Here is a 24135-nt window from a genome sequence, read left to right as displayed (position 1 = left end):
CCCCTGACGAGACCGCCGCCGACGAGCGCGCCCGCTCGACCGCCCCCCAAGGCCGCGAAGGTCGCAGGCCTTAGCGCCCTCCCCATCGCCTTGAGGTGAGTTGATTATGCCGTGGCGCGAAAGGGGGAGGATAAGTGGATTTTCGGCGTTGTTTTTGTTGGGGAAACACGCTGGGAGCGATGGGATGAAGTTTCTCGTCTCTTTCGCCGGACTGGCGAGGGCGGTTTGCGGCTTTAGTCGGATGTTGGATGGGCCGATCTGGCGCAGCGTCTCGACGCCTATCCGTAAAGCCGCATGAACGCCTCTACAGCGGCCTTAGCGGATTGCTCGAGACTTAGCCGAGGCTCGACACCGAAGAGGACGGCCTCGAAGCAACCCGCCTCGAGCAACGCCCTTAAATGAAGCGCCGCGATATGGGTGTCTGTCGGCGGAATGAACCCGGCGCTTACGACGGCATCCAGAAACTCGCTAAAGGCCTCGTTGGCCAGATTTGGACCGCGATCGTAGACAGCGCGGCTGACCTTAGGATCGGTTCCTGGCGACAAGGCCATCCGCGTAACCGCTATGACGCCCTTGCTGGTGATGTGGCGAGCATACGCCAAGCCAGCGCGATGGAGGACCCCCGCGACATTGCTGTCTGTTGGGTCCAGCAGCGCGAGCATTTGCGGGACATTCTGCTGCTCGGTCTCGACGATCGTGGCGGCGAACAGCTCCTCCTTGTTCGGAAAGTATCGATAGAGGGTCGCCTTTGAGCCACCCAGGCGAGTTGCGATCTCCGCCATGGTGGACTTCTCGAAACCAAACTCCCGGAACACCTCTCGCGCCGTCACCATGACCCGCTTCCGGGTCGCATCGCTCTTCGTTCGCATGGCAGCTCCATAGTGGAACCCGCTTGTACCGTTATCGATTGCGGACGCCATCCGGGAGATCTAAAGAGTACTAAGTCGTACCGTTAAACAGCGGAGTAGCTATGTCAGACCCAGCGACCCGAGAGCGCCCGGTTTCGCCCTACGTGACCGTTTGGCGTTGGCACATCGGCATGGCGACATCGATCACCAACCGCATCGCCCTCTTCGGGGTGTACGCCGGGGTGCTAATCCTGGTCGGGTGGCTTTGGTCTCTTGCTTCAGGTCGAGAGTCTTATGCAGCGTACACCTCGCTGCTGGCCACGCCCGTCGGCGTTGCTGTCCTCGTCGCGATCAGTGCCGGAGTGTTTTTCAGTACGGGCTACAAGGTCCGCCGTCTCGTGATGGACCTGGGCCATTGCTACAGCCCGAGGGCGTCCGAGTTCACTGGCGCCGCCGTGTTCGGCTTCACCATTGTCGCCACCATCGGCTTCTGGGCAGTTGTGATGATGAAGGTCTGATCTCTTGAGTCATGACGACTCGAATCCGTCCCTGCGGCTTCGAGTGTCGGCGCCAGGTTCGGTCCCATCTCGCACAAAAAGCGATTGATAGCTCCACTTTCCGCCCGCAGCGGCGGCGGAATGCCCCAAGGCCGCTCAAGCCCCAGCGCAAAAGTCCGACCACGAAAAAGCCGCCGACCTTGCGGCCGGCGGCTTGACCTCGGCGCGGAAAGACGCGGCGCTTACGCCTTGTCTTCAGACGCGTCGCGGCTTTCGTTGATGTGGTCGATCAGGCCCCAGGCCTTGGCCTCCTCGGCGCTCATGAAGTGGTCGCGGTCGAGGGTCTTTTCGACTTCCTCATAGGTGCGGCCGGTGTGCTTGACATAGATCTCGTTCAGGCGGCGCTTGGTCTTGATGATGTCCTCGGCGTGGCGCTCGATGTCCGAGGCCTGGCCGCGGAAGCCGCCCGACGGCTGGTGGACCATGATGCGGGCGTTCGGCAGGGCGATGCGCTGGCCGGCGGCGCCGGCGGTCAGCAGCAGCGAGCCCATCGAGGCCGCCATGCCCATGCACACCGTCGAGACCGGGCTCTTGATGTATTGCATGGTGTCGTAGATCGCCAGGCCAGCGGTCACCACGCCGCCCGGCGAGTTGATGTACATGGCGATTTCCTTCTTGGGGTTCTCGGACTCCAGGAAGAGCAGCTGGGCGCAGATCAGGCTGGCCATCCCGTCTTCGACGGGACCGGTCAGGAAGATGATCCGCTCTTTCAACAGACGGGAGAAGATGTCGAACGCCCGCTCGCCGCGGCTGGTCTGTTCGACCACCATCGGCACGAGGTTCATCGCCGTCGCCATCGGATCATACATAGGGATCGCCCTTTTCATTGTGTCTGGGCGGCGCGAACGCGAATCAGCCCCCGCGCGCCGTCGCTCACGCATATCGCGTGGCGCTTAACAGGTTGCAAGGAGCCGCCCCCCGGCATGACGCATGAAAAAGGGCGCGACCCTCGCGGATCGCGCCCTCTTCGCGTCGGATGACGGAGGCCTTAGCCGCCGTAGCCTTCTGGCAGATCGTCTTCTTCCAGGAGCTCTTCCTTGGAGACTTCCTTTTCCTCGATCTTGGCCTTGCCGAAGATCAGGTCGACGACCTTGTCCTCGTAGATCGGGGCGCGCAGGGCGGCCTGCAGGTCGGCGCGCTGGCGGTACATGTCGAACACCTGCTGGGCTTGCGCGCCGTACTGGCGGGCTTCGCGCATCATGGCGTCGGCCAGTTCCTGCTCGGTGACGGCCACGTCGTTCTTGCGGCCGATCTCGGCGAGCACCAGACCCAGGCGCACGCGGCGCTCGGCGATCTTCTTGTACTCGTCCTTCAGCTGGTCCTCGGTCTTGCCTTCGTCCTCGGGCGGCAGGCCGCCCTGGGTCTTGTCGGCCTGGACCTGCTGCCAGATGCCGGCGAACTCGGCGTCGACCATGCGCGGCGGCAGGGCGAAGTCGTGCTTGGTGTCCAGCACGTCCAGCAGGGCGCGCTTCAGCTTGAAGCGCGAGCTGTTGCTGTAACGCCCTTCCAGGTTCGACTTCAGAAGGTCCTTCAGGGCGGCCAGGTCGGCCAGGCCCAGGCGCTTGGCCAGCTCGTCGTCGGGCTCGGCGTCGACCGGGGCGCGCACTTCCTTGACGGTGGTGGCGAACTCGGCGGCCTTGCCGGCCAGGTTGGCGGCTTGGTAGTCGTCCGGGAAGTTGACCTTCACCACGACTTCGTCGCCCGGCTTGGCGCCGACCAGCTGGTCCTCGAAGCCGGGGATGAACTGGCCCGAGCCCAGGGTCAGCTCGGCGTCGTTGGCCGTGCCGCCGTCGAAGGCCACGCCGTCGATCGTGCCGACGAAGTCGATCAGCAGCTGGTCTCCGTCCTTGGCCTTCAGCGACTTGCCCTTGCGCGGCTCATAGGTGCGGGCCTGCTTGGCCAGCTCGGCCAGGGCCTCGTCGACCTCGGCGTCCGAGACCTTGTAGACCGGCTTGGTCAGCTCGATCGACGCCGGGTCGATCGGCTCGAATTCCGGCATCACTTCCACGGCCAGTTCGAAGGCCAGGTCCTCGCCGCCGGCCAGCACCTTGTCCATGTCGGACGAGGGCTTCAGGTCCGGCTGGCCCGCGGGGCGCAGCTTGTTGTCGTCCAGCACCTTCTGGGCGCCTTCGTTCAGCGTCGCCTCGATGACTTCGCCCATCAGGGCCTTGCCGTAGAGGCGGCGGACGTGGGCCGCCGGCACCTTGCCCGGGCGGAAGCCCTTGACGTTCATCTGGGGCGCGACCTCGGCGATCCGGGCTTCGAGACGCGTGGCCAGTTCACTCGCGGGCACCGTCACGCCATAAACGCGGCTGAGGCCTTCGCCCGACTTTTCAACGATCTGCATCGACATTCTTAGCTTCTCGGCTCTTGGGCGCCCGCGCCCGTCGTCCGCCCCAGGGGTCAAAACATCAAAGCCGCCCACGTCACCGGGGCGGCGAAAGAGCGCCCTTATGTCACGCGTTTGGCGACCATCCAAGGGCGTTGGCGCCCTCGCGGGACGAAAGTCCCGCCAGGCGGCGCGCTCCGCCGGACAAGAGGCCCGGCGGAGCTTGGTGCGGATGAGAGGACTCGAACCTCCACGCCTCTCGGCGCCAGAACCTAAATCTGGTGCGTCTACCAGTTTCGCCACATCCGCACGATGCGCCGGAGGGGGTTAGACATGCCCGGGCGGCTTGGCAAGTCGCCAGGCGATTTGCGCCGGAATCCGGCTCGTCGGGGGCGCGCGTTCGAAAGTTCGAATATTTCTCGCCACGCCCGGAACAACTTCCCGCGCGACCGGTTATGCAGATGTCCGCGGCTGTTCAGAACGCCCTGGATCTACACCGGCCCGGGCCATGCCCCCCCGACTGACGCCCGGGCCGGTGTTTCACCTTTCAAGACATTTTGGCGCGGAACGATTTGGCCTGGGGCGGGTTTGCGTCTGGATTCGTCCACCGAGCGCGCGCCATGGAAACCATCGAGGTCGTCGAGAGCGATAAGGGCTGGACCGTCAGACACGGCGCCAGGATCCTGTTCATCGACACCGTGAAGGAACGCACCCTGCGGACAGCGCAGGCGATCAGCGACACCCTGTTCGACGAGGGCGTGCTCCGCCAGGTGGTCCTGATTCGCCAGGACAGCTAGCGCTCGCGGGCTTCCCACAGCTTTCGCAGCACCGCCGGCGCCAAGTTCGGCAGGTCCTCGGCGATCAGGCCCGGCCCGTGGGCCGCGCCGGCCTCGGCGTGGATCCAGGCCGCGGCGCAGGCGGCTTCGAAACTCTCCATGCCCTGGGCGATCAGGCCGGCGATGAAGCCCGCCAGCACGTCGCCCGCTCCCGCCGTCGCCAGCCAGGGCGCGCCGTTCAGGCTGACCGCCGCCCGGCCGTCGGGCGCGGCGACCACGGTGTCGGATCCTTTCAGCAGCACCACCGCCCCCGCTCGCCGCGCCGCCTCCCGCGCCGCCGTGATCCGCTCGGGCGAAGCGGCCAGCAGGCCGGGGAAGATCCGCTCGAACTCGCCTGGATGCGGGGTCAGGACGTCGTCGCGGTCCAGGGCCGAGAACAGCGCCGCCGGATCGTCGGCGAAGCTGGTCAAGGCGTCGGCGTCGACCACCAGGGCCGCGCCGTTGCGGGCCAGGGCGAAGACGTGGCGCATGGTCGCCTCGCCCACGCCCGCCGCCGGCCCGATCACCACCGCGTCGGCCTTTTCCGCCCGGATCTGCAGGTCGAACTCGCTCTCGAACGGGGCCAGCATCACCGCCTCCAGGTGGGCGGCGTTGACGGCCAGGGCGCCCGGCGGCGACAGCACGGTCACCACTCCCGCCCCGATCCGCAGGGCCCCGCGCGCCGCCAGCCGCGCCGCCCCGGTGCTCCAGGCCTCGCCGCTGACCGCCATCATCCGTCCGCGCGCATGCTTGTGGGCGTCAACCGCCGGCCAGGGGAAGCGCTCGGCCCACAGGCCAGGATCGTTCTCGAACAGGCGCCCCTGCCCCACGTCCTCCAGACCGATGTCGGCCACCACCACCTCGCCGCAGGCGGCGCGCCCGGGGGCCAGCGCGTGGGCCGGCTTGCGACGGTGGAAGGTGACGGTCAGCTGCGCCCTCAGGCTGCGCTCGCCAAGCGGAAGGCCGGTGTCGCCGACCAGGCCGCTGGGCACGTCGACGGCGACGACCCGCGCGGGGCCGGGCATGACCCGCGCCAGGCGATCGGCCTCGCCCTCCAGCGGACGCGACAATCCCGCGCCGAACAGGCAGTCGACATGGAGCGCCGCCGAGCCGGGCCGCGAGACCAGCGGCCCCGTCTCGCCCTTCCAGCGCGAGGCCGCCCACTGCGCCGCCGCGCTGGCCGGCGGCGCCAGCGCCTCGACCCGCACCGGCCAGCCGCGCCGGCGCAGATGCCGGGCGATCACATAGCCGTCGCCGCCGTTGTCGCCCGGTCCGCACCAGACCACCGTGGGACAGCGGGCGTAACGCTCCCGGATGATGTCAGCCACCGCCCGGCCGGCCCGCTCCATCAGCACGATCGTCGGGGTCCCGGCCTCGGCGGCGGCCCGGTCCGCGGCGGTCATCTCGGCGACGGTCATGATCTGGCGCGGCATGGCGGCACCTCTTCCTGCAGGACCTGGATGGAGGCCTCCCGCCCCTTGTCGACCAGGATCGGCGCGCCGTCGACCAGATCGAACACCGTCCACCGCCTCCGCGGACGGCCGCGCGATCCCGTGGACACGGCTCGTCGGCCCGCGAAATATCTTCCCGACCCGGCACGGGACGCAGGATCTTCCTGCGACGCTTCCCACTGGCTGCGGGCGCCGCCGACCGCCGAAACGTTCGAACGCGCAAGAACCGCCCCCGCCTCGCCCGCGCCGATCGCCCCGTCGTTCGCCACAAAACTCAGCAGTTTTTGAATCGCCGACACATTTTCGGCCATTTCCATTAGGCGGCCCCGGCCCTCTTCAGCCACGAACGATGCGCCTTTCGCCCGGTTCTTCGCCTCTGGATCCGGCCTTTCGACGATCCCAAGCCGCCAATCGCCATCGACGAGGCGGTTTGGCCGCCCAAACGCGCACTGACCAATTCCGAGGCTTTAGATGCACAAATATTGAACAATGAGCCAAACTCGACAGGACTCGCACGATAAAGCGCGTCAGCCCGCTTGTGAGCCGGCGGGCCGGCGTGCTCCGTGCCGCTCAGTCAGCGGCGCCCGCGCCGTTTGGGCGTGAAAGAAGTCTGATGAAAAAGATCGAAGCCGTCATCAAGCCCTTCAAGCTGGATGAGGTCAAAGAGGCGCTTCAGGACATGGGCGTGCAGGGCATGACCGTGCTGGAAGCCAAGGGCTACGGCCGCCAGAAGGGCCATACCGAGCTCTATCGCGGCGCCGAGTACGTCGTCGACTTCCTCCCCAAGATCAAGGTCGAAGTCGTGGTCGAAGACAGCCAGTTGGAGCCCGCGCTCGAAGCCATCACCAACGCCGCCCGCACGGGCCGCATCGGCGACGGCAAGATTTTCGTGTCCGAGGTCACGGAAGTCGTCCGCATCCGCACCGGAGAAACCGGCCCGTCCGCCGTCTAGGCCCGGACCGCAACCGTTCAACGCTCAAAGGGGATAACTATGAGCACCGCCAAGCAGATCCTGGACCTGATCAAGGAAAAGGACGTCAAGTACGTCGACGTCCGCTTTACGGACGTTCGCGGCAAGCTGCAGCACGTGACCTTCGACATCGACCTGGTCGATGACGACTTCCTCAACGACGGCACCATGTTCGACGGCTCGTCGATCGCCGGCTGGAAGGCCATCAACGAGTCGGACATGAAGCTGCGTCCGGACCTGACCACCGCGATCATCGACCCGTTCTACCAGCAGACCACCCTGGCGCTGTTCTGCGACGTGGTGAACCCCGACACGGGCACCCCCTACAACCGCGACCCGCGCTCGATCGCCAAGAACGCCCTGGCCTACGTCAAGTCGTCGGGCATCGGCGACACCGTGTTCTTCGGTCCGGAAGCCGAATTCTTCATCTTCGACGACGTGCGCTGGAGCACCTCGTCGAGCAACACCAGCTACTCGTTCGACTCCGTCGAACTGCCGGGCAACTCGGCCAAGGAATATCCGGAAGGCAACATGGGCCACCGCCCGGGGCCGAAGGGCGGCTACTTCCCGGTCAACCCGGTCGACAGCTGCCAGGACCTGCGCGGCGAAATGCTGGCCGTCATGGGCGAGCTGGGCATGAAGCCGGAAAAGCACCACCACGAGGTGGCGCCGGCCCAGCACGAACTGGGCCTGAAGTTCGACACCATGGTCACCATGGCCGACCGGATGCAGCTGTATAAGTACGTGATCCACAACGTGGCCCACGCCTACGGCAAGACCGCCACCTTCATGGCCAAGCCGATGTTCGGCGACAACGGCTCGGGCATGCACGTGCACCAGTCGATCTGGCAGGACGGCAAGCCGCTGTTCGCCGGCGACAAGTACGCCGGCCTGTCGGACATGTGCCTGTGGTACATCGGCGGCATCATCAAGCACGCCAAGGCGATCAACGCGTTCTCGAACTCGACGACGAACTCGTACAAGCGCCTGGTGCCCGGCTATGAAGCCCCGGTGAAGCTGGCCTATTCGTCGCGCAACCGCTCGGCCTCGATCCGCATCCCGCACGTCGACTCGCCGAAGGCCAAGCGCATCGAAGCCCGCTTCCCCGACCCGATGGGCAACCCGTACCTGACCTTCGTCGCCCTGCTGATGGCCGGCCTGGACGGCATCAACAACAAGATCGATCCGGGCGCGGCCGCCGACAAGAACCTCTACGACCTGCCGCCCCGCGAGCAGAAGAAGATCCCGGAAGTCTGCGGCTCGCTGCGCGAAGCCCTGGAAAACCTGGACAAGGACCGCGCCTTCCTGAAGGCCGGCGGCGTCATGGACGACGACTTCATCGACAGCTACATCGAGCTGAAGATGGAAGAGGTGATGCGCCTGACGCTGCACCCGCACCCGGTCGAATTCGACATGTACTACAAGTGCTAAGCCTTAAGGCTTAGGACCAAGGACGAGGCCCGCGGAGCGATCCGCGGGCCTTTTTCTTGGTGTGCGGCTGGCAGGCGCGCCTGGGTCAAGGGGAGGTCGACAGGTCCGTCTCCAGGCGGACGCCCTCTTCTGCTTTTGGCCCTGAGCGGACTCTGTAAGCGCGGTGTGTCCTTCGAGGCGCGCTCAGGAGCGCGCACCTCAGGATGAGGAATTCAGTACCAAGCGCCTCATCCTGAGGCGCCCGCGCAGCGGGCCTCGAAGGACGCACGGCGCGTCTCAAACCCACCCGTTGAAAGACCGGGACGTCCGACATCAACCCCTTGCGGCCGCAGTATCCCGGTTGCGGGCGATGCGATGTCGCCTAACGTCTCGCCGCCCTCTGGATTTGGATTCACCGAGCAATGCCGGAAGCGATCACAACGCGCCGCCTCACCCGAGAGACCGCCGGGCTGCTCGAGAACATCGCGGACGAGGTTTTCGACGATGAAATCAGCGTTCAGCGGCTCAAGGCCTATCTGGAGTCGCCGGGACACCTGATGATCCTTGCGGTTTGCGGAAAGCAGGTCATCGGCCAGATCGCGGCCTATGTTCACCGCCATCCCGATCAAGCGTCGGACGTCTATATCGACAATCTGGGCGTGGCCCCGCCGTTCCAGCGGCGCGGCGTCGCGCGACGTCTCGTCGACGAGGTCCTGGCGTGGGGCAAAACGCTGGGATGTGACCAGGCGTGGGTGGTCACCGACCCCGAGAACCACGCCGCTCGCGCCCTCTACGAGGGCCGGGGCGCCGCGGCCGAGCCCATCGTGATGTTCTCCTACAAACTCTGACCCGCGCCGGCCAAACGGCCACTGATCTCAGCCAGGCCCCACGCCGCCGACCGGTACGGTCTCGAACCGATGCCCGAACCCCGCGATGATCGGCCGGGCCTTGGCGATGGCGGCCTGGACGGACGGCAGCTTCAGCGAGGCGACGTGGCTGTCCTTGTCGGTCCAGACCTCGGTGATCCACAGGGCGTCCGCGTCGGCCGCATCCTTGGCGACGATGTAGCTGAGGCAGCCGGGCATGGCGTCCGTGCTCTCCGACAGGATGGCGACCAGGTCGTCCCGCTTGCCGGGCGCGGCCTTCATCTGGCCGATCAGTCCGTACATCGCCTTGTCCTCCTCGGCGTGGGCCAGGGACGGCGCGGCCACCGCCGCCAGGGCCAGCCCGCCGGCCAGCAGCGCGCGCCGTTCGATATCAGATGAATGCGTCATGGATTCTCCCCGTCGCCAGTCTGCGCCAGCAGGGACCGGATCGTGTCAGCATCGGGCGAAGCCAGCGCCGCGCCAAGCCCCAGCAGGTGCAGGGCGTTGAAACACAGGGGCCGCCCGGCGGGACGGACGATCCGCACGCGGTCGCGCCAGCCGGCCGACGAGACCAGGTCCAGCGGCGCGATGATCGCCCCGCGGCCGGCGGCGCAGCTTTCCATGGCCTCCTCGATCTCGCCGGCATGGTCCAGCCGCCGCAGGGCGTCGGGCTGAGCGCCGAACACCGTCTCGAACCAGCGGCCGAACACGAACTCGTACTCGTCATAGGTGGCGAAGGTCGTCCGTGACAGGTCGGCGAGGTCCTCGGGAATCGCCATGCCGATCGGGACGGCCAGCACCAATTCCTCGCGGGCGACCGGCGCCGACTGCACCGGCGCGGCGACCACCGGCCGATAGGTGACGCCCAGGTCGACGGCGCCGGTCGCCACCGCCGACAGCACCGCCTCGTGGGCGCCGAACACCAGCTCGATCGGACGATCCGCCGGCAGGCCGGCGTACAGCCGAGGGGCCAGGCGATAGCGCCCGAAGGCCGAGACCACGGCCAGGCGCAGCGGGCGCAGGGCCGGGTCGGCGCGGCTCAGCCGCTCGCGCGTGCGCTCCACCTCGTCCAGGGCCCGGCCGACGGTCTCGAACAGGGCCTGGCCGGCGGCGGTCAGACGCAGGCCGCGCCCCACCCGGTCGAACAGCGGCCGGCCCATCTCGCGCTCGAAAGCTTTCAGGTCGTGGTGGACGGCCGGCGGCGACTTGCCCAGGCGCGGACTGGCGGCGGCGATACCGCCGGCCGCCGCCACCGCGTGGAACACCGCCGCCCGCCGCAGGTCGACATGTCGCATCGTTTCGAGATCCAGAACGAAGGCCGCTTCCATTCGAAATATTGCCGATCCGCGTTCGACGCTAGGTCTGGCCTCCGATCGAAGAGGACGCCGAAGGAGAGGTGCGGATGGCCTGGAGACACGCGGCCCTGGCGGCGTTGCTGGCGGCCGGTCTGGTCGGCGGTGCGGCCCAGGCCCGGACCGAACAGGCCGCCTTCCTGTTCACCTACGACATCGACCGAGGCCAGGAGGCCGCCTTCGAGGCCGGCTACGCCGCGCATCTGCAGTGGCACGCCGATCATCACGACACCCTGCCCTGGTTCGGCTGGACCGTGACCAGCGGCCCGCGCACCGGCCTGTTCGTCGACGGGACCTTCGGCGTGCCGTTCGCGGCGATGGACGCTCGTCCGGACCCGGCCGGCGACGGCGCCGACATGGCGGCTCGCGTCCTGCCCTACGCCAAGGCCCGCGCCTATTCGGCCCATGTCCTGTGGCCGGAGCCGAGCACGGTCCGCAGCCTGGAGGACCGTCAGCCCAGTCCTGTGGTCGACGTCTACACCCTGCGGGTCGCGCCCGGTGACGTCGCGGCCTTCGAGACCGCCCTGCTCGCCTCCGCCAAGACCGGCAAGGGCGACCTGGCCTGGACCTGGTACCGCCTGGCCGGCGGCGGCGAACTGGGCGGCTACATGGTCCTGGTCCCGCGCCGCGGCTGGGCCGAGCTGGCCGGCCGCCCCGCCGACCTGGCGGGACTGATCGCCGCCGCCTACGGATCAGGCCCGGACCAACGCCGAGCGGCGGCCCTGGCCCGAAGCGCCGAGGTCGAGACCTGGTCCTACAAGCCCAAGCTCAGCCGGATTCCCTAAGCCTTGCATTCCCCCTGGCTGGCGACGCTGGCGCCCTGGGCGGCGGCGTTGCAGGCGCTGGGATAGGTCTTGCCGTCGCAGCCGCAGACCGGGGCGTAGATCATCGTGCAGGCCTGGGGCGGCTTGCGGCAGGTTCCCGCGCCGTCGGCGACATGGCACTGGCCGTCCGGCTTCTGGCAGACCAGGCCCGAGGCGCATTGGAAGCCGGCGAAACCGCCGCACAGGCCGCCCTCCGCCACCGGCGTGCGGGCGTGCGACACCGGCGGATTGGGCGCCGGCTGGCCGCCGCCCGGGCTGGAGCAGCCCAGCAGCATCAGCACGGCAAGCGCGGAAAACAGGCGGCGCAGGGTCATGGGCCGGCTCCTTGTTGATCGACAATCCCAGATTGCCACGACCGCCGCGCGGCGGGCAAACGCCAAGCTCAGGGCGCGATCTTGGGCGGGACACAGGCTCCGTACATCTTGTCGAGACCGGCCAGGTATTCGGCCATCGGCTGCAGCCCCATCGCCGCCCGGCGCGCCTCCAAGCCTTCGGGGGCCTCCAGGTCCGACGGGACCGCGTACCTGCCGTCCTTGCAGGTCGTGCCCCGGGTGCCGTAGCGCTGCGGCCGCTTGTCCACGGTCGCCAGACGGTCGTAGAGCCGCGCATAGTCTTCAGGCCGGGCCTCGTCCTGGGCCGCCAGCGGCTCAAGCAAGGCAAGCACCTGACGCTGGAACGCCAGGTCGAACCCCGCATGGTTGACCAGGGTCACCGCCGCCGACGACGTTCGTTCGGAGGTCTCCGAGATCTTCGGCCAGCCGTGGGCGGCGATGATCGCCTTGAGCCGCTGCGTATGAAGCCTGTCCTGAGCCTCGATCAGAGCCCCGGCCGGTTTCAGGATTCCATCGCGCTGGTCCGGCGGCAGCTTGCTGGTCGCCTCCAGCATCGTCGTGCGCATGGCTTGGTCGACGGCGGCCATGCCGACGATGTCCTCGATGATCGCGGCCCGCGCGGCGACGGCCCGCACCCGCTCCACCGTGGGATCGCCCTGGGCCGACGCCGCCACGGCCGGCGCGCCCGCCAGGATCGTCAAGATCATCATGCAGATCGTTTTCACCGCGGCTCTCCCCAACCTCAAGCTGTCCCACCCTTCGAAGACAATCGGGCAGTTTCGCGGCGCGGCCACGCAACCCCTTTTCAGGGGACGGCGCAGAGCCCATACGAGGCGCTCCCGCCGAATCGACGCATGTTCCCCTAATGTCCTCCAAAGACGATCCCAACTTCTCGCTGTTCGGCGACGACGCCCTGGCCCCGGTTCCCGCCTCGCCCTTCCCGGCCCGCGAGCCGCATCCCGAGCCCGCGCCGCGCGCGGCCGCGCCCCCTCCTCCATCGGCCAAGCCCAGCGCCGCAACCCCGGCGTCCGACGGCTACGACGCCAGCTCGATCGAGGTCCTCGAGGGCCTGGAGCCCGTGCGCATGCGGCCGGGCATGTATATCGGCGGCACCGACGAGCGGGCCCTGCACCACCTGTTCGCCGAAGTGCTGGACAACTCGATGGACGAGGCCGTGGCCGGCTTTGCCAAGACCATCGAGGTCAAGCTCGACGCCGACGGCTACCTGTCGGTCAAGGACGACGGGCGAGGCATGCCTGTCGACGAGCACCCCAAGCATCCGGGCAAGTCGGCCCTGGAAGTGATCATGACCGTCCTGCACGCGGGCGGTAAGTTCAGCGGCAAGGCCTACGAGACCTCGGGCGGCCTGCACGGCGTCGGCGCCAGCGTCGTCAACGCCCTGTCGGAACTGGTCGAGGTCACCGTCTGGCGCGACGGCTTCGAGCATCGCCAGAGCTTCGCGCGCGGCAAGCCGCTGGGTCCGGTCGAGAAGATCCAGCCGTCCAAGAAGAAGGGCACCCAGGTGCGCTTCAAGCCCGACGACCAGATCTTCGGCGAGGGTTGCGGCTTCAAGCCGGCGCGCCTGTACCGCATGGCCCGCTCCAAGGCCTATCTGTTCCGCGGCGTGCAGATCAAATGGTCCTGCGATCCCTCGCGGATCCACGACCAGACCCCGCCCGAAGCCACCTTCCACTTCCCCAACGGCCTGGCCGACTTCCTGGCCGAGCGCACCAAGGGGCTGGAGATGGTCACCCCCGACAGCTTCTCCGGGCGCATCGAGCGCCAGGGCGAGGCCGGAGCCGTGGAATGGGCCATCGCCTGGACGCCGCGCGGCTTCGGCGAGCACGACGGCTTCATGCAGTCGTACTGCAACACCGTGCCGACCCCCGAGGGCGGCACCCACGAGAGCGGGCTGCGCGCCGCCCTGACCCGGGGCCTGAAGGCCTATGCCGAGCTGAAGGGCGAGAAGCGGGCGACGATCATCACCGCCGACGACGTGATCGCCCAGGCCGGCGCCCTGATCTCGGTGTTCATCAAGAACCCGGAATTCCAGGGCCAGACCAAGGAGAAGCTGTCCTCGACCGAGGCCCAGCGCTTTGTCGAGAACGCCCTGCGCGACCCGTTCGACCACTGGCTGACCGGCAGCCCCAAGGCCGCCCAGGCCCTGCTGGAGTTCGTGATCGAGCGGGCCGAAGAGCGCCTCAAGCGCCGCAAGGACAAGGAAGTCCAGCGCGCCAGCGCGACCCGCAAGCTGCGCCTGCCGGGCAAGCTGGCCGACTGCGCGGCCGGGGCCGTGGACGGCGCGGAGCTGTTCATCGTCGAGGGCGACTCGGCCGGCGGCTCGGCCAAGCAGGCCCGCAACCGCAAGAACCAGGCGATCCTGCCCCTGCGCGGCAAGATCCTCAACGTGGCCTCGGCCAGCGGCGAGAAATTCACGGCCAACAAGGAACTCAGCGACCTGATGCTGGCCCTGGGGGCCCAGGGCGGCAATCGGTACAAGGAAGAGGATCTGCGCTATGAGCGGATCATCATCATGACCGACGCCGATGTCGATGGCGCCCACATCGCCAGCCTGCTGATCACCTTCTTCTATCGCACCATGCCCGAGCTGATCCGCCAGGGGCACCTGTTCCTGGCCCTGCCGCCGCTGTACCGCATCAGCCACGGCGGCAAGAGCGCCTACGCCCGCGACGACGCCCACAAGGACGAGTTGCTGGCCACGGTGTTCAAGGGCAAGAAGCCCGAGATCGGCCGCTTCAAGGGCCTGGGCGAGATGATGGCCTCCCAGCTGAAGGAGACCACCATGGACCCGGCGGTGCGGACCCTGGCCAAGATCACCCTGCCCCGCTCGGAAGACGCGGTCGAGGCCCTGGTCGAGACCCTGATGGGCCGCAAGCCGGAGCTGCGCTTCCGCTTCATCCAGGAAAACGCCGAGTTCGCGGCCGACGACCTGGACCTCTAGGCCCGCGCCTTCCCGCCCCGGTCCGCGGCGGCGGGAAGGCCGCTCCACGGCCCCGCGAACCCGACCTATCAAAGAATCTGACATTTCACATTGGCGGCGCTCAACCCAGGCTAACCGCCCAAATGAATTCGGCTTTTGGCGATCGACAATGTCGATTTCGCTCGATTTTTGACCGATTTGTCGACCTTTTTTGCTTTTCCTGGGCGCTATTTGGGCAGATGCAGGATGACGAAGCTTGATTTCGAGCCGTTCCGTCCACGGATCCGGCCCGGGATCACGCCGAGCGGCGCCCCAAGACGCCGCCGAAGTCAGGAAAGTCGCCATGAAGATCGTTCTCGCCTCCACCCTCGCCGTCCTGGCCCTGGCCGCCGCGCCCTTCGCGGTCGCCGCCCCCGCCGGCGTGGAAACCGTCAGCATTCCGGTGTCCAAGGCCCGGCTGGACCTCGACAATCCCCGCGACGCCAAGGTGCTGATGCGCCGCATCGACACCGCCGCCATGCAAGCCTGCGGCGCCGACAGCCACAGCTTCGTCGAACTCAAGCGCGTCGTGGCCGCCTCCGCCTGCCATCGCGACGCCGTCGCCGGCGCCATGAGCCAGCTGAACAGCAACCAGGCCGCCCTGACCGTCACCGGCGTTCGCGGCCGATAGGTTTCTTCCCCGCCCGCGGGAAGGTCGGCCAAGCGCCCGGGGCCTGGCTCCGGGCGTTTTGCGTTGCGGGTTTCCCGCCGTGCGACGCGCGGCCAATTTGCCGCGCCGCAGCATTCTTTGCCCGGCGCCCTTGCTTTTCGGACGATTTTGGCCTCCTTAGGCCGCCCATCGGACCGTGTTTCGGCGCGCCTCATCGGCATCCCGGCGAAAAAGGTCTATTCTCTGAAGATATTGACCAAGAACACGGTCCATTTGGGGGTCGTATTTGGTCGTGGTGCGGGCCGCGCGCGTTTGTGTGTGCGCCGTCCGCTTGAAACGAACTGGACCCGCATGCCCTTCCCCGCCTCCCACCCCGCTCTTGAGCGGGCTCTTGCCGCTCAAGGCTATCTCGAGCCCACCCCCGTCCAGGCCGCCGTGCTGGAAGCCGGCGCCGAGGGCCGCGACCTGCTGGTCAGCGCCCAGACCGGCTCGGGCAAGACCGTGGCCTTCGGCCTGGCCGCCGCCCCCACCCTGCTGGGCGAGGCCGAGAAGTTCGACCGCGCCGGCGCACCCATGTGCCTGGTCATCGCCCCGACCCGCGAACTGGCCATCCAGGTCAATCGCGAGCTGACCTGGCTCTATGCCGAGGCCGGCGCCGTGGTCGTCAACTGCGTGGGCGGCATGGACGCCCGCCGCGAGCAGCGCGCCCTGAACTACGGCGCCCACATCGTGGTCGGCACCCCCGGCCGCCTGCGCGACCACATCGAGCGCGGCCACCTGGACCTGTCGGAGCTGAAGGTCGCCGTCCTCGACGAGGCCGACGAGATGCTGGACATGGGCTTCCGCGAGGACCTGGAATTCATCCTCGACGCCGCGCCCAAGGAACGCCGCACCCTGCTGTTCTCGGCCACCCTGGCCCGCGACATCATCGCCCTGGCCCGCAACTACCAGGACGACGCCCTGCGGATCGACACGATCGGCCGGAACGAACCGCACCGCGACATCGAGTACCGCGCCGTGCGCGTGGCCCCCAACGAGGTCGAGCACGCGGTCGTCAACCTGCTGCGCTATTTCGAAAGCCCCGGGGCCCTGGTGTTCGCCAACACCCGCGAGAGCGTCCGCTCGCTGCACGCCAAGCTGCGCGAGCGCGGCTTCGCGGTGGTGGGCCTGTCGGGCGAACTGAGCCAGCGTGAACGCGCCGACGCCCTGCAGGCCCTGCGCGACGGCCACGCCCGCGTCTGCGTCGCCACCGACGTCGCCGCCCGCGGCCTGGACCTGCCCGACCTCGGCCTGGTCATCCATGCCGAACTGCCGGTCAACAAGGCCACCCTGCTGCACCGTTCGGGCCGCACCGGCCGGGCCGGCAAGAAGGGCGTCAGCGCCCTGGTCGTGCCCTACACCCGCCGCCGCAAGGCCGAGCAGCTGCTGATGGCCGCCGGCGTCGAGGGTCAGTGGGGCGGCGCTCCGACCGCCGACGAGATCCGCGCCAAGGACCAGGAACGCCTGCTGGACGACCCGATCTTCGCCGAACCCTCCAACGAGGACGACGCCGGCCTGGTCGCGGCCATGCTGGAGAAGCGCACGCCGCAAGAGCTGGCCGCCGCCCTGATCCGCGCCCGCCGCGCCAAGCTGCCGGCCCCGGAAGAGATCTATGACGACCCGCGCCACGGCGCCGATCCCGGCCCGCGCGCCCGCGGCGAGCGTTCCAACGATCGCGGCGATCGTTTCGCCGACCGCGACTTCGCGCCTCGCGGCGACTTCGGAGACCGTCCGGAACGCGAACCGCGCGCCGACATGACCAACTCGGCCTGGTTCCGCCTCAACACCGGCCGCCGCAACAACGCCGACCCCAAGTGGCTGATTCCGCTGATCTGCCGCCTGGGCCATATCACCAAGAAGGACATCGGCTCGATCCGGATCTTCGACTACGACACCAAGTTCGAGATCTCGGCCGAGGCGGAAGTGAAGTTCGGGGCCGCCGTCCAGGCCACCGTGCGCGACGACGTGACCATCACCCCGACCACGGCCCCGGCCGCCCGGGACGCGGGTCCCCGCAAGGAGTATGCGCCGCGTCCGCCGCGCGACGACCGCGACGCGCCGCGCCGCGACTTCAAGCCCCGCGCGCCGCGGGAAGGCGCTCAAGGCGACGACGGCTTCAGCAGCGCCAAGCCCTATGCGCGCGGCGAAGAGCCCAAGCGCGACTACAAGCCGCGTGATCGCGACGAGGCCCCCAAGCGCGATTTCAAGGGCCCAAAGCGCGAGTTCCAGCCGCGCGACGAGGCCCCGCGCGCCCGCGCCGAGGCGGCTCCCGCTCCGCGTCGCGCCCCGCGCGGCGAGCGCGAGAGCGTGCCCTACGATCCAGCCGCTGCGTCGGAAAAGCCGTTCCGCAAACCGCGCGCCAACGCCGACGCCGGTCCGGCCAAGCCGTTCAAGGGCCCCAAGCCCTTCAAGGCCAAGGGTTCGTTCGGCGATAAGCCGGCGTTCGGCGCCAAACCCGCCTTCGGCAAGAAGCCGAGCAAGGCGCCGTTCAAGAAGAAGTAGTGGGTGTTGAGGGGGTGATCACTTGCCCCCTACGGATCGCTTCGCGATCGTCTTCCCCCAAAGGGGGAAGAGCCATCCCGTTGGGCTCCGCCCCCAATGGGGGCGGACAGGCGGCGAAGCCGCCAGGTGGGGGCAAGTAGGCGGGTTCTAGAGGCGATATGGGAATCGCAAGACTTGCTCTAGATTTTTGTTTTCGCATCGCTTTTGCGGAAAACCGGCGTCCACTTTTCCGCGCGATGCTCTAAACCGCCTGCCCCGCGCACCAGCCCGACACCCAGGCCCACTGGAAATTGTAGCCGCCCAGCCAGCCGGTGACGTCCACCACCTCGCCGATGAAATAGAGGCCCGGCGCCGCCTTGGCCTCCAGGGTTCGCGAGTCCAGGCCGTCGGTGTCGACCCCGCCCAGGGTCACTTCCGCCGTCCGGTAGCCTTCCGAACCCACCGGCTTGAACGTCCAGGCGTTGACGGTCGCCGCCACCCCGCGCAGCAGCACGTCCGAACAGTCGGCCATGTTGCCGTAGGCGCCGGCGTCCTCGGCGATCAGCTGGGCCAGGCGCTTGGGCAGCATCTCGCCCAGCACGGTCGACAAGGCCCGCTTGGGCGTAGCCGTGCGGGCGGTTCGCAGCGCCTGGAACACGTCGACGCCCGGCGCCATGTCGACGCTGATCTCGCCGCCCTCGCGCCAGTAGGACGAGATCTGCAGGATCGCCGGACCGGACAGGCCGCGATGGGTGAACAGCATGGCCTCGGCGAATTTCGTCTTGCCGCTGGACACCACCGCGTCCAGGGCCACGCCCGACAGAGGGGCCAGGCGCTCCAGGGTCTTGACCTCAAAGGTCAGGGGCACGAGCGCGGGCCGGGTCTCGACGATGTTCAGCCCGAACTGCTGGGCGATCTCGTAGCCCAGACCGGTCGCGCCCATCTTCGGGATCGACTTGCCGCCGGTGGCGACTACGACCGAGCGACAGCCGACCGGGCCGTTGGAGAGGTTGACGCGCCAGCCCTCCCCGTCCCTGGCGACGCCCTTGACCTGCGTCTCCAGGCGCAGGGTGACGCCGGCCTGGTCCATCTCGGTCAGCAGCATCTCGATGACCTGCCTGGCCGAACCGTCGCAGAACAGCTGGCCCAGGGTCTTCTCGTGGAAGGCGATGTTGTAGCGCTGGACCAGGGCGATGAAGTCGGCGGGGCGATAGCGGCGCAGGGCCGAGACGCAGAACTTGGGATTGGCCGACAAGAAGTTGGCCGGCGCCGTGTTGACGTTGGTGAAGTTGCAGCGCCCGCCGCCGCTGATGCGGATCTTCTCGCCGGGGGCCTTGGCGTGGTCGATGACCAGCACTTTGCGGCCGCGCTTGCCCGCCTCGATGGCGCACATCATGCCGGCCGCGCCGGCGCCCAGCACCACGACGTCGAAATCTTCCAAGGCCCTGGCCCTCTCTCTTGAGCGGCGTATCGACAGGAGGGCGGCGGGGAAGTCAATGCGGGCGGGTGTTCACCCCGGCGTCGGCGCGTTGAGCACGAACACGCCGATGCCGATCAGCAGCAGGACCAGGACGCACCAGATCGCCACCGCGATCCAGCGAACCCTGGCCAGGCGCCGGACGAACAACATCTAGCCGGCCCGGTGGGCGGCGGCGCCCTGCGGAGCGCGGCGGACGGCCACGGCCAGCGACGGCGCCTTGGTCGAGATCCTGAGGTCGTCCAGTCCCATGGCCTCCCCTCGTCGAGCCTTCCGCGGGGCGATACGGCTCGATCTACTTGGCGAGAATGGTCCGCCCAGGCGCGTGAAAGTCGCGTTAACGGGGCGGGAACAGCCAGGGCAACCCGGACTTGGCGGACGGGTCGTAGATCGTGCTGTGATGCTCGTTCGGCATGGGCTCATAACGCCAGGCCAGGCCCTTGGGCGGGGCGGCCTTGAGCGCCGCGACCGCGCGGTCGACGCCCGCCTGCATCGTCGTGCCCTCGTCGCCGATCGACAGGTACAGGCGACGTCCCTTGAACCCTCCCTGGTTCAGCAGGGTCGAGGCTTGGCGCGACAGGCTCTGGTCGTCCCACCACAGGCTGGGGCTGGCGGCCAGATAGGCGTCGAAGGCCTCAGGCTCGCGCAGGAAGGTCTCGACCACGAACAGGCCGGCCAGGGACTCGCCGATCAGTCCGCTTTCGCCGCTTGTGCGATAGCGGGCCTTCACCCACGGCCGCAACTCGTCCACCAGGAAACGGCGATAGGCCGCGGAGCCGCCGGAGGTGGGCAGCAGCTCGCGATCCTTGGCGAAGGTCGCCGGGTGGGTCAGGTCGTGCTTGCGGTCGACGCCCTCGATCCCGACCACGATCATCGGGGCCAGGGTTCCCGCCGCCACCATCTGCGAGACGAAGTCGGTGATTTTGGGGAAATCCTCCTGCACCGTGCCGCCGTCCAGCAGGTAGAGCACCGGGAACCGCCGCCTCGATCCCGCATAGCCTGGCGGCAAAGCGATATTGACCCGGCGCTGGTCGCCCAGCACGCGGCTGTCGACCATGAAGGTTCCGTCGGGCGTGACCGCGCGGGCCCCGGCCGGGGCGAAGGCGGGAACGGCGGCGGTGGCGGCCGTGGCGGCCAGGAATCGTCTGCGATGCATCGGTCCAGGCTCGACCATGGAACGGGCGTCGCCAAGACCTCTTCGCCGCGGAGCGGCCACGCCGCTTGACGCCAGCGCCTGGGGCGCTAGGAACCCTGCCCCTCCTCCGGCCCAGGCTCCCCCATGACGTCCGTTCCGCAAACGACGATCGGAATCGATTTCGGCACGACCAACACCGTGGTCTCGATGACCCATGGCGACGGCCCGGCCACGCTGGTCAGGTTCCCGACAGCGGGCGGCGAGATCTTCGCCTTCCGCTCGGCCCTGAGCTTCCACGCGGTGATGGGCGCCAACGGCCGGCCGAACCAGTTGGTGACCGAGGCCGGTCCCTGGGCGATCGAGGCCTATGTCGAGGACCCGCTGGAGACCCGCTTCATCCAGTCGTTCAAGACGTTCGCCGCCAGCGCCGCCTTCACCGAGACCAAAATCCTCAACAAGCGCTACCTGTTCGAGGACCTGCTGGCCGATTTCCTGCTGAAGCTGAAGACCCACGGCGGGCCGGCCATGGAGACCCTGCCGCCGCGGGTGATCGTCGGACGTCCGGTGACCTTCGCCGGCGGCAATCCCGACGAGGCCCTGGCCCTGGCGCGCTACGAGGCGGGCTTCCGGCGACTGGGCTTCACCGACATCCGCTACGCCTACGAGCCGGTCGGGGCGGCGTTCTTCTTCGCCCGCCAGCTGAAGCAGGACGCCACGGTGCTGGTCGCCGACTTCGGCGGCGGCACCAGCGACTTCTCGATCGTGCGGTTCGAAAGAGACGCCGGCCGGCTGCGCTCCACCGCCCTGGCGCGGTCGGGGGTCGGCGTGGCCGGCGACGCCTTCGACTACCGGATCATCGACCAGCTGGTGTCGCCCGAACTGGGCAAGGGCAGCCTCTACAAGGCCTTCGACAACCGCCTGCCGATCCCCCAGCGCTACTACACCGCCTTCGCCCGCTGGGACCAGTTGGCCCTGCTGCGCGCCTCCAAGGACATGCGCGACATCCGGGCCCTGGAGCGCACCGCGCTCGAACCCGAGAAGATCGCCCGCCTGATCGAGGTGCTGGACGACAACCATGGCTATGCCCTCTACCGCGCGGTTTCCGCCTTGAAGGAGGCGCTGTCGAGCCAGGACGAGGCGACGTTCCGCTTCGAGGCCGGATCGGTGCTGATCGAGAAGACCGTCCGCCGCACCGACTTCGAGGGCTGGATCGCCCCGGAGCTGAAGGCCATCGAGACCGCCGTCGACCAGGCCCTGGAGCGCTCGGGCCTGGGTCCCGACGGCGTCGACCGGGTGTTCCTCACCGGCGGCAGTTCGTTCGTGCCGGCCGTCCGCCAGATCTTCCTGCGCCGGTTCGGGGCCGCGAAGATCGAGAGCGGCGGCGAGTTCGAATCCATCGCCTCGGGCCTGGCCCTGATCGGCCGCGAGCCCGACCTGGACCTGTGGAGCGAGAAGGCCAGGCTTCCCGCCTGACGACGGCCGCTTACGGCGCGCCAAAAAGCCGCCGCTGCGGAAATCCTTTCCGGTTCTCCTCGCTCGGCGACGTCTGCTCCATAGTGGAGCTTGCAGGCTCGCGGTTCGTCCGCGCCCGACGCGCCATCACGTCGAGGTCGGGGAACGGCAGGAATGGGCGACGGAGCGCGCACGATTGTCATCGTGCTGCATGACCTGCCTCTAGGCGGGTCTGAACGGATTGCGGTGCGGTTGGCCAATCGCTGGGCCGCGATGGGCCGAAAGGTCACCCTGTTCTGCGGATTACGTGAAGGGCCCCTGACCCCGCTGATCGACGCCCAGGTCCAGGTGGTCGAGGCCGATCCGCCCCTTCCGCGCGGCCCCGGCTCGCGCAAGGCCCTCGGACGAGCCGCAGCGGCCTATGTGGCCCAGCACCGACCCGACATCCTGTTCGCGCCGGGCAACTATCACTGGCCGATCCTGCCCGCCATCGACGCCCTGCCGGCCGAGCACAAGCCCGGCGTGGTCGCCCAGATCGGCACGCCGCTCTACCGCCATGGCCGCGGCGCCCTGGCCCAGATCCCCTACAATCTGCGGACCCGCCGGCAGTTTCGCGGCGTCGACCAGGCCATCTCGCTGTCGGACAGCATGACCGAGGACGCCAACCGCGTGCTGGGGCGGCGCATCACCCAGCGCATCGCCCTGCCCGCCCTCGACGACGACGACCACGCCTTCACCCCGCCGCCCGAAGGCAAGCTGATCCTCGCGGCGGGGCGACTGGTCGCGGAAAAGGGCTTCGACCTCGCCCTGCGCGCCTTCGCCCGGCTGGATGATCCCGACGCCCGGCTGGTGATCGTCGGCGAAGGCGAGCGCCGGGCCGAGCTGGAGGCCCTGGCGGTCGAGCTGGGCGTCGCCGAGCGGGTCAGCCTGCCCGGCTATGTCCCCGACGTCCGGCCGTGGCTGGAGCGGGCCCGGACCTTCCTGCTGACCTCGTGGTACGAGGGCTATGCGGCGGTGATCGTCGAGGCCCTGGGCGCGGGCCGTCCGGTGGTCAGCACCGACTGCACCCCGGCCGCCCGCGAGCTGCTGGGCGACGACGGCGCCGGTCGTGTCGCCGCGATCGGCGATGTCGAGGGCCTGGCCGAAGGCCTGCGGCAAGTGCTGAACGCTCCGCCCCCGGATCCGGCGGCCCTGGCCCGATCAGTGGCGGGCTATCGGATAGGACCGATCGCCGAGGCCTATCTGCAGGTGTTCGACGCCGTCGTCGCCCGGCAGGCCGGTTCGGTCGCGATCAAGCGGTTCGCGCCCTTCTCGGGACGTGCTTTTTCCATTCTCGCCGGACGTCCAGCGCCAGCGAGCGCGGCGAGACTTCGAAGCGCTTGGCGTCGATCAGCGTGACCGGGCCGGCCGCCGACAGCGTGTGGAACCCGTCGGTCAGGCGGCCGAAACTGGGCGGCGGAAGGATCGGTTCGTCGGCCTGCGCCTCGAAGCGGTCCGGCGTCAGGGTGGTGACCCGCAGCGCGCGGATGGCGCCGCCATAGGTCCGCCGGCAGTCCTGCATCGGCAGCACGATCGCGCCGTCGATAACCAGCGGCGTGCCGCCCGGCCGCGAGCTGGAGGGGTCGAAGCGCACGGGATTGCCGACGTGCGGCGTCCAGGGGCCGGTGATCGCCTCGGCCCAGGCCACGTGCAGGGCGCTGACCTTCTCGGCCTTGGTCGTGGCCGGGGTGTAGAACAGCCACCACAGGCCGTCGTGGAACACCGGGGTGGCGTCGATGGCCACCTGGTCCAGTTCGATCGCCTTGGCCGGCGCCCATTTCGTCGGGAAGTCCACGGCGCGGTACAGGGTCAGTCGCCCGGACTTGTGCGCCTCGGGCAGCATGTAGGTCTCGCCGTCCGCCTCGATGACGAAGGGGTACGACAGGTGCCAGGGCTCCTTCAGCGCCGGCTGGCGGTCCAGCAGGTTCAGGTCGGCGTCGAAGGTCAGCACCTCGATGGCGCCCACCCGGTCGCGATAGTCATAGATCTCGACGAAGACGTAGAGGCGGCCGCTCCGCCAGACGCCCATCGGGTCGGCCAGGAAGCACAGCGGGCCGGGATCGGGAATCCAGGACACCGGGTGCTCGGCCAACGCGCCGGGCCTCAGCAGCTCCGCCATCGGCGCGCGGACCAGGCCGACACGCCACATGTCCTTCACCAGGCCCAAG

General features: G+C 68.5%; 23 protein-coding genes and 1 tRNA gene. 11 read left to right on the top strand and 13 right to left on the bottom strand.

Annotated elements, in window-relative coordinates:
- Positions 1-278 precede the first annotated feature (278 nt).
- Positions 279-869 (bottom strand): TetR/AcrR family transcriptional regulator, encoded by a 591-nt coding sequence (locus EV278_RS02845; RefSeq protein WP_165916506.1) that lies wholly within the window; start codon positions 867-869, stop codon positions 279-281.
- A gap of 101 nt (positions 870-970) precedes the next feature.
- Between EV278_RS02845 and sdhC the strand changes: the two genes are divergently transcribed.
- Complete coding sequence (gene sdhC, locus EV278_RS02840) at positions 971-1366, top strand: succinate dehydrogenase, cytochrome b556 subunit (RefSeq protein ID WP_132086489.1); 396 nt, start codon at positions 971-973, stop codon at positions 1364-1366.
- A 221-nt stretch (positions 1367-1587) separates the two neighbouring features.
- Here sdhC and EV278_RS02835 read toward each other — a convergent pair whose 3' ends face one another.
- The 3 genes from EV278_RS02835 to EV278_RS02825 all read right to left on the bottom strand — a co-directional run bounded on the left by EV278_RS02835 (position 1588) and on the right by EV278_RS02825 (position 4043).
- Complete coding sequence (locus EV278_RS02835) at positions 1588-2232, bottom strand: ATP-dependent Clp protease proteolytic subunit (protein ID WP_188916197.1); 645 nt, start codon at positions 2230-2232, stop codon at positions 1588-1590.
- Positions 2233-2393: 161 nt separating this feature from the next.
- On the bottom strand, positions 2394-3752 hold the full coding sequence (tig, locus tag EV278_RS02830; protein WP_279389364.1) for a trigger factor: 1359 nt from the start codon (positions 3750-3752) through the stop codon (positions 2394-2396).
- Between the two features lie 206 nt (positions 3753-3958).
- Positions 3959-4043, bottom strand: a tRNA-Leu gene (locus tag EV278_RS02825).
- Between the two features lie 311 nt (positions 4044-4354).
- On the opposite strand from EV278_RS02825, the gene EV278_RS23885 reads away from it, so the two are divergent.
- Positions 4355-4531 carry a hypothetical protein gene (locus EV278_RS23885; RefSeq protein ID WP_165916504.1) on the top strand — a complete coding sequence of 59 codons (177 nt, stop codon included), beginning with the start codon at positions 4355-4357 and terminating at the stop codon, positions 4529-4531.
- On the opposite strand, the gene EV278_RS02820 is transcribed toward EV278_RS23885, so the two are convergent.
- Positions 4528-5982, bottom strand: coding sequence for an NAD(P)H-hydrate dehydratase (locus EV278_RS02820; protein ID WP_132086485.1), 1455 nt, complete (start codon positions 5980-5982; stop codon positions 4528-4530). The genes EV278_RS23885 and EV278_RS02820 overlap by 4 nt on opposite strands.
- Entirely contained in the window at positions 5964-6317 is a 354-nt protein-coding gene (locus tag EV278_RS02815) for a hypothetical protein (protein WP_132086483.1), read from the bottom strand. Before EV278_RS02815 ends, EV278_RS02820 begins: the two co-directional genes overlap by 19 nt.
- Positions 6318-6613: 296 nt before the next feature.
- Here EV278_RS02815 and EV278_RS02810 point away from each other — a divergent pair, with 296 nt between their 5' ends.
- The 3 genes from EV278_RS02810 (at position 6614) to EV278_RS02800 (ending at position 9228) form a co-directional block, all read left to right on the top strand.
- Entirely contained in the window at positions 6614-6952 is a 339-nt protein-coding gene (locus EV278_RS02810; protein ID WP_132086481.1) for a P-II family nitrogen regulator, read from the top strand.
- 39 nt (positions 6953-6991) lie between these two features.
- On the top strand, positions 6992-8401 hold the full coding sequence (glnA, locus tag EV278_RS02805; protein WP_132086480.1) for a type I glutamate--ammonia ligase: 1410 nt from the start codon (positions 6992-6994) through the stop codon (positions 8399-8401).
- A gap of 401 nt (positions 8402-8802) precedes the next feature.
- A complete protein-coding gene (locus EV278_RS02800; RefSeq protein ID WP_132086478.1) occupies positions 8803-9228 on the top strand; it encodes a GNAT family N-acetyltransferase in 426 nt (141 codons plus the stop codon).
- Between the two features lie 27 nt (positions 9229-9255).
- On the opposite strand, the gene EV278_RS02795 is transcribed toward EV278_RS02800, so the two are convergent.
- Positions 9256-9654 carry a putative quinol monooxygenase gene (locus EV278_RS02795; RefSeq protein WP_132086476.1) on the bottom strand — a complete coding sequence of 133 codons (399 nt, stop codon included), beginning with the start codon at positions 9652-9654 and terminating at the stop codon, positions 9256-9258.
- Positions 9651-10541, bottom strand: a complete 891-nt coding sequence (locus tag EV278_RS02790; RefSeq protein WP_165916503.1) for a LysR family transcriptional regulator — start codon at positions 10539-10541, stop codon at positions 9651-9653. Before EV278_RS02790 ends, EV278_RS02795 begins: the two co-directional genes overlap by 4 nt.
- A gap of 107 nt (positions 10542-10648) precedes the next feature.
- Here EV278_RS02790 and EV278_RS02785 point away from each other — a divergent pair, with 107 nt between their 5' ends.
- The gene (locus EV278_RS02785) at positions 10649-11383 is read left to right on the top strand and encodes a hypothetical protein (protein ID WP_132086472.1); all 735 of its coding nucleotides are present in this window, start codon (positions 10649-10651) and stop codon (positions 11381-11383) included.
- Here EV278_RS02785 and EV278_RS02780 read toward each other — a convergent pair.
- Both EV278_RS02780 and EV278_RS02775 read right to left on the bottom strand, forming a co-directional pair.
- Positions 11380-11736: a Kazal-type serine protease inhibitor family protein gene (locus tag EV278_RS02780; RefSeq protein WP_132086470.1), complete on the bottom strand. Its 357-nt coding sequence runs from the start codon at positions 11734-11736 to the stop codon at positions 11380-11382. The two genes, EV278_RS02785 and EV278_RS02780, sit on opposite strands and share 4 nt — an antisense overlap.
- Positions 11737-11804: 68 nt before the next feature.
- Positions 11805-12461 (bottom strand): DUF6624 domain-containing protein, encoded by a 657-nt coding sequence (locus tag EV278_RS02775; protein WP_165916502.1) that lies wholly within the window; start codon positions 12459-12461, stop codon positions 11805-11807.
- A gap of 158 nt (positions 12462-12619) precedes the next feature.
- On the opposite strand from EV278_RS02775, the gene parE reads away from it, so the two are divergent.
- The 3 genes from parE to EV278_RS02760 all read left to right on the top strand — a co-directional run bounded on the left by parE (position 12620) and on the right by EV278_RS02760 (position 17885).
- Entirely contained in the window at positions 12620-14716 is a 2097-nt protein-coding gene (parE, locus tag EV278_RS02770; protein ID WP_132086465.1) for a DNA topoisomerase IV subunit B, read from the top strand.
- 322 nt (positions 14717-15038) lie between these two features.
- Positions 15039-15365, top strand: coding sequence for a UrcA family protein (locus EV278_RS02765; protein ID WP_132086463.1), 327 nt, complete (start codon positions 15039-15041; stop codon positions 15363-15365).
- A gap of 330 nt (positions 15366-15695) precedes the next feature.
- The gene (locus EV278_RS02760; protein ID WP_132086461.1) at positions 15696-17885 is read left to right on the top strand and encodes a DEAD/DEAH box helicase; all 2190 of its coding nucleotides are present in this window, start codon (positions 15696-15698) and stop codon (positions 17883-17885) included.
- A gap of 241 nt (positions 17886-18126) precedes the next feature.
- Here the strand turns inward: EV278_RS02760 and EV278_RS02755 are convergent, their stop codons facing one another.
- Together EV278_RS02755 and EV278_RS02750 are read right to left on the bottom strand one after the other, a co-directional pair.
- The gene (locus EV278_RS02755) at positions 18127-19305 is read right to left on the bottom strand and encodes an NAD(P)/FAD-dependent oxidoreductase (RefSeq protein WP_132086459.1); all 1179 of its coding nucleotides are present in this window, start codon (positions 19303-19305) and stop codon (positions 18127-18129) included.
- Positions 19306-19678: 373 nt separating this feature from the next.
- On the bottom strand, positions 19679-20497 hold the full coding sequence (locus tag EV278_RS02750; RefSeq protein ID WP_165916501.1) for an alpha/beta hydrolase-fold protein: 819 nt from the start codon (positions 20495-20497) through the stop codon (positions 19679-19681).
- Positions 20498-20620: 123 nt separating this feature from the next.
- On the opposite strand from EV278_RS02750, the gene EV278_RS02745 reads away from it, so the two are divergent.
- Positions 20621-21949: an Hsp70 family protein gene (locus EV278_RS02745; protein ID WP_132086455.1), complete on the top strand. Its 1329-nt coding sequence runs from the start codon at positions 20621-20623 to the stop codon at positions 21947-21949.
- A 153-nt stretch (positions 21950-22102) separates the two neighbouring features.
- Positions 22103-23326, top strand: coding sequence for a glycosyltransferase (locus EV278_RS02740; RefSeq protein ID WP_132086453.1), 1224 nt, complete (start codon positions 22103-22105; stop codon positions 23324-23326).
- Here EV278_RS02740 and EV278_RS02735 read toward each other — a convergent pair.
- Complete coding sequence (locus tag EV278_RS02735) at positions 23220-24134, bottom strand: family 43 glycosylhydrolase (RefSeq protein WP_132086451.1); 915 nt, start codon at positions 24132-24134, stop codon at positions 23220-23222. The genes EV278_RS02740 and EV278_RS02735 overlap by 107 nt on opposite strands.
- Position 24135 lies beyond the last annotated feature (1 nt).

The sequence above is a fragment of the Caulobacter sp. BK020 genome (genome assembly GCF_004342605.1).
In the GTDB taxonomy this organism is placed as follows: Bacteria; Pseudomonadota; Alphaproteobacteria; order Caulobacterales; family Caulobacteraceae; genus Caulobacter.
The sequence above is the reverse complement of the archived record's forward strand: the minus strand, read 5'-3'. Positions and strand labels throughout refer to the sequence as shown.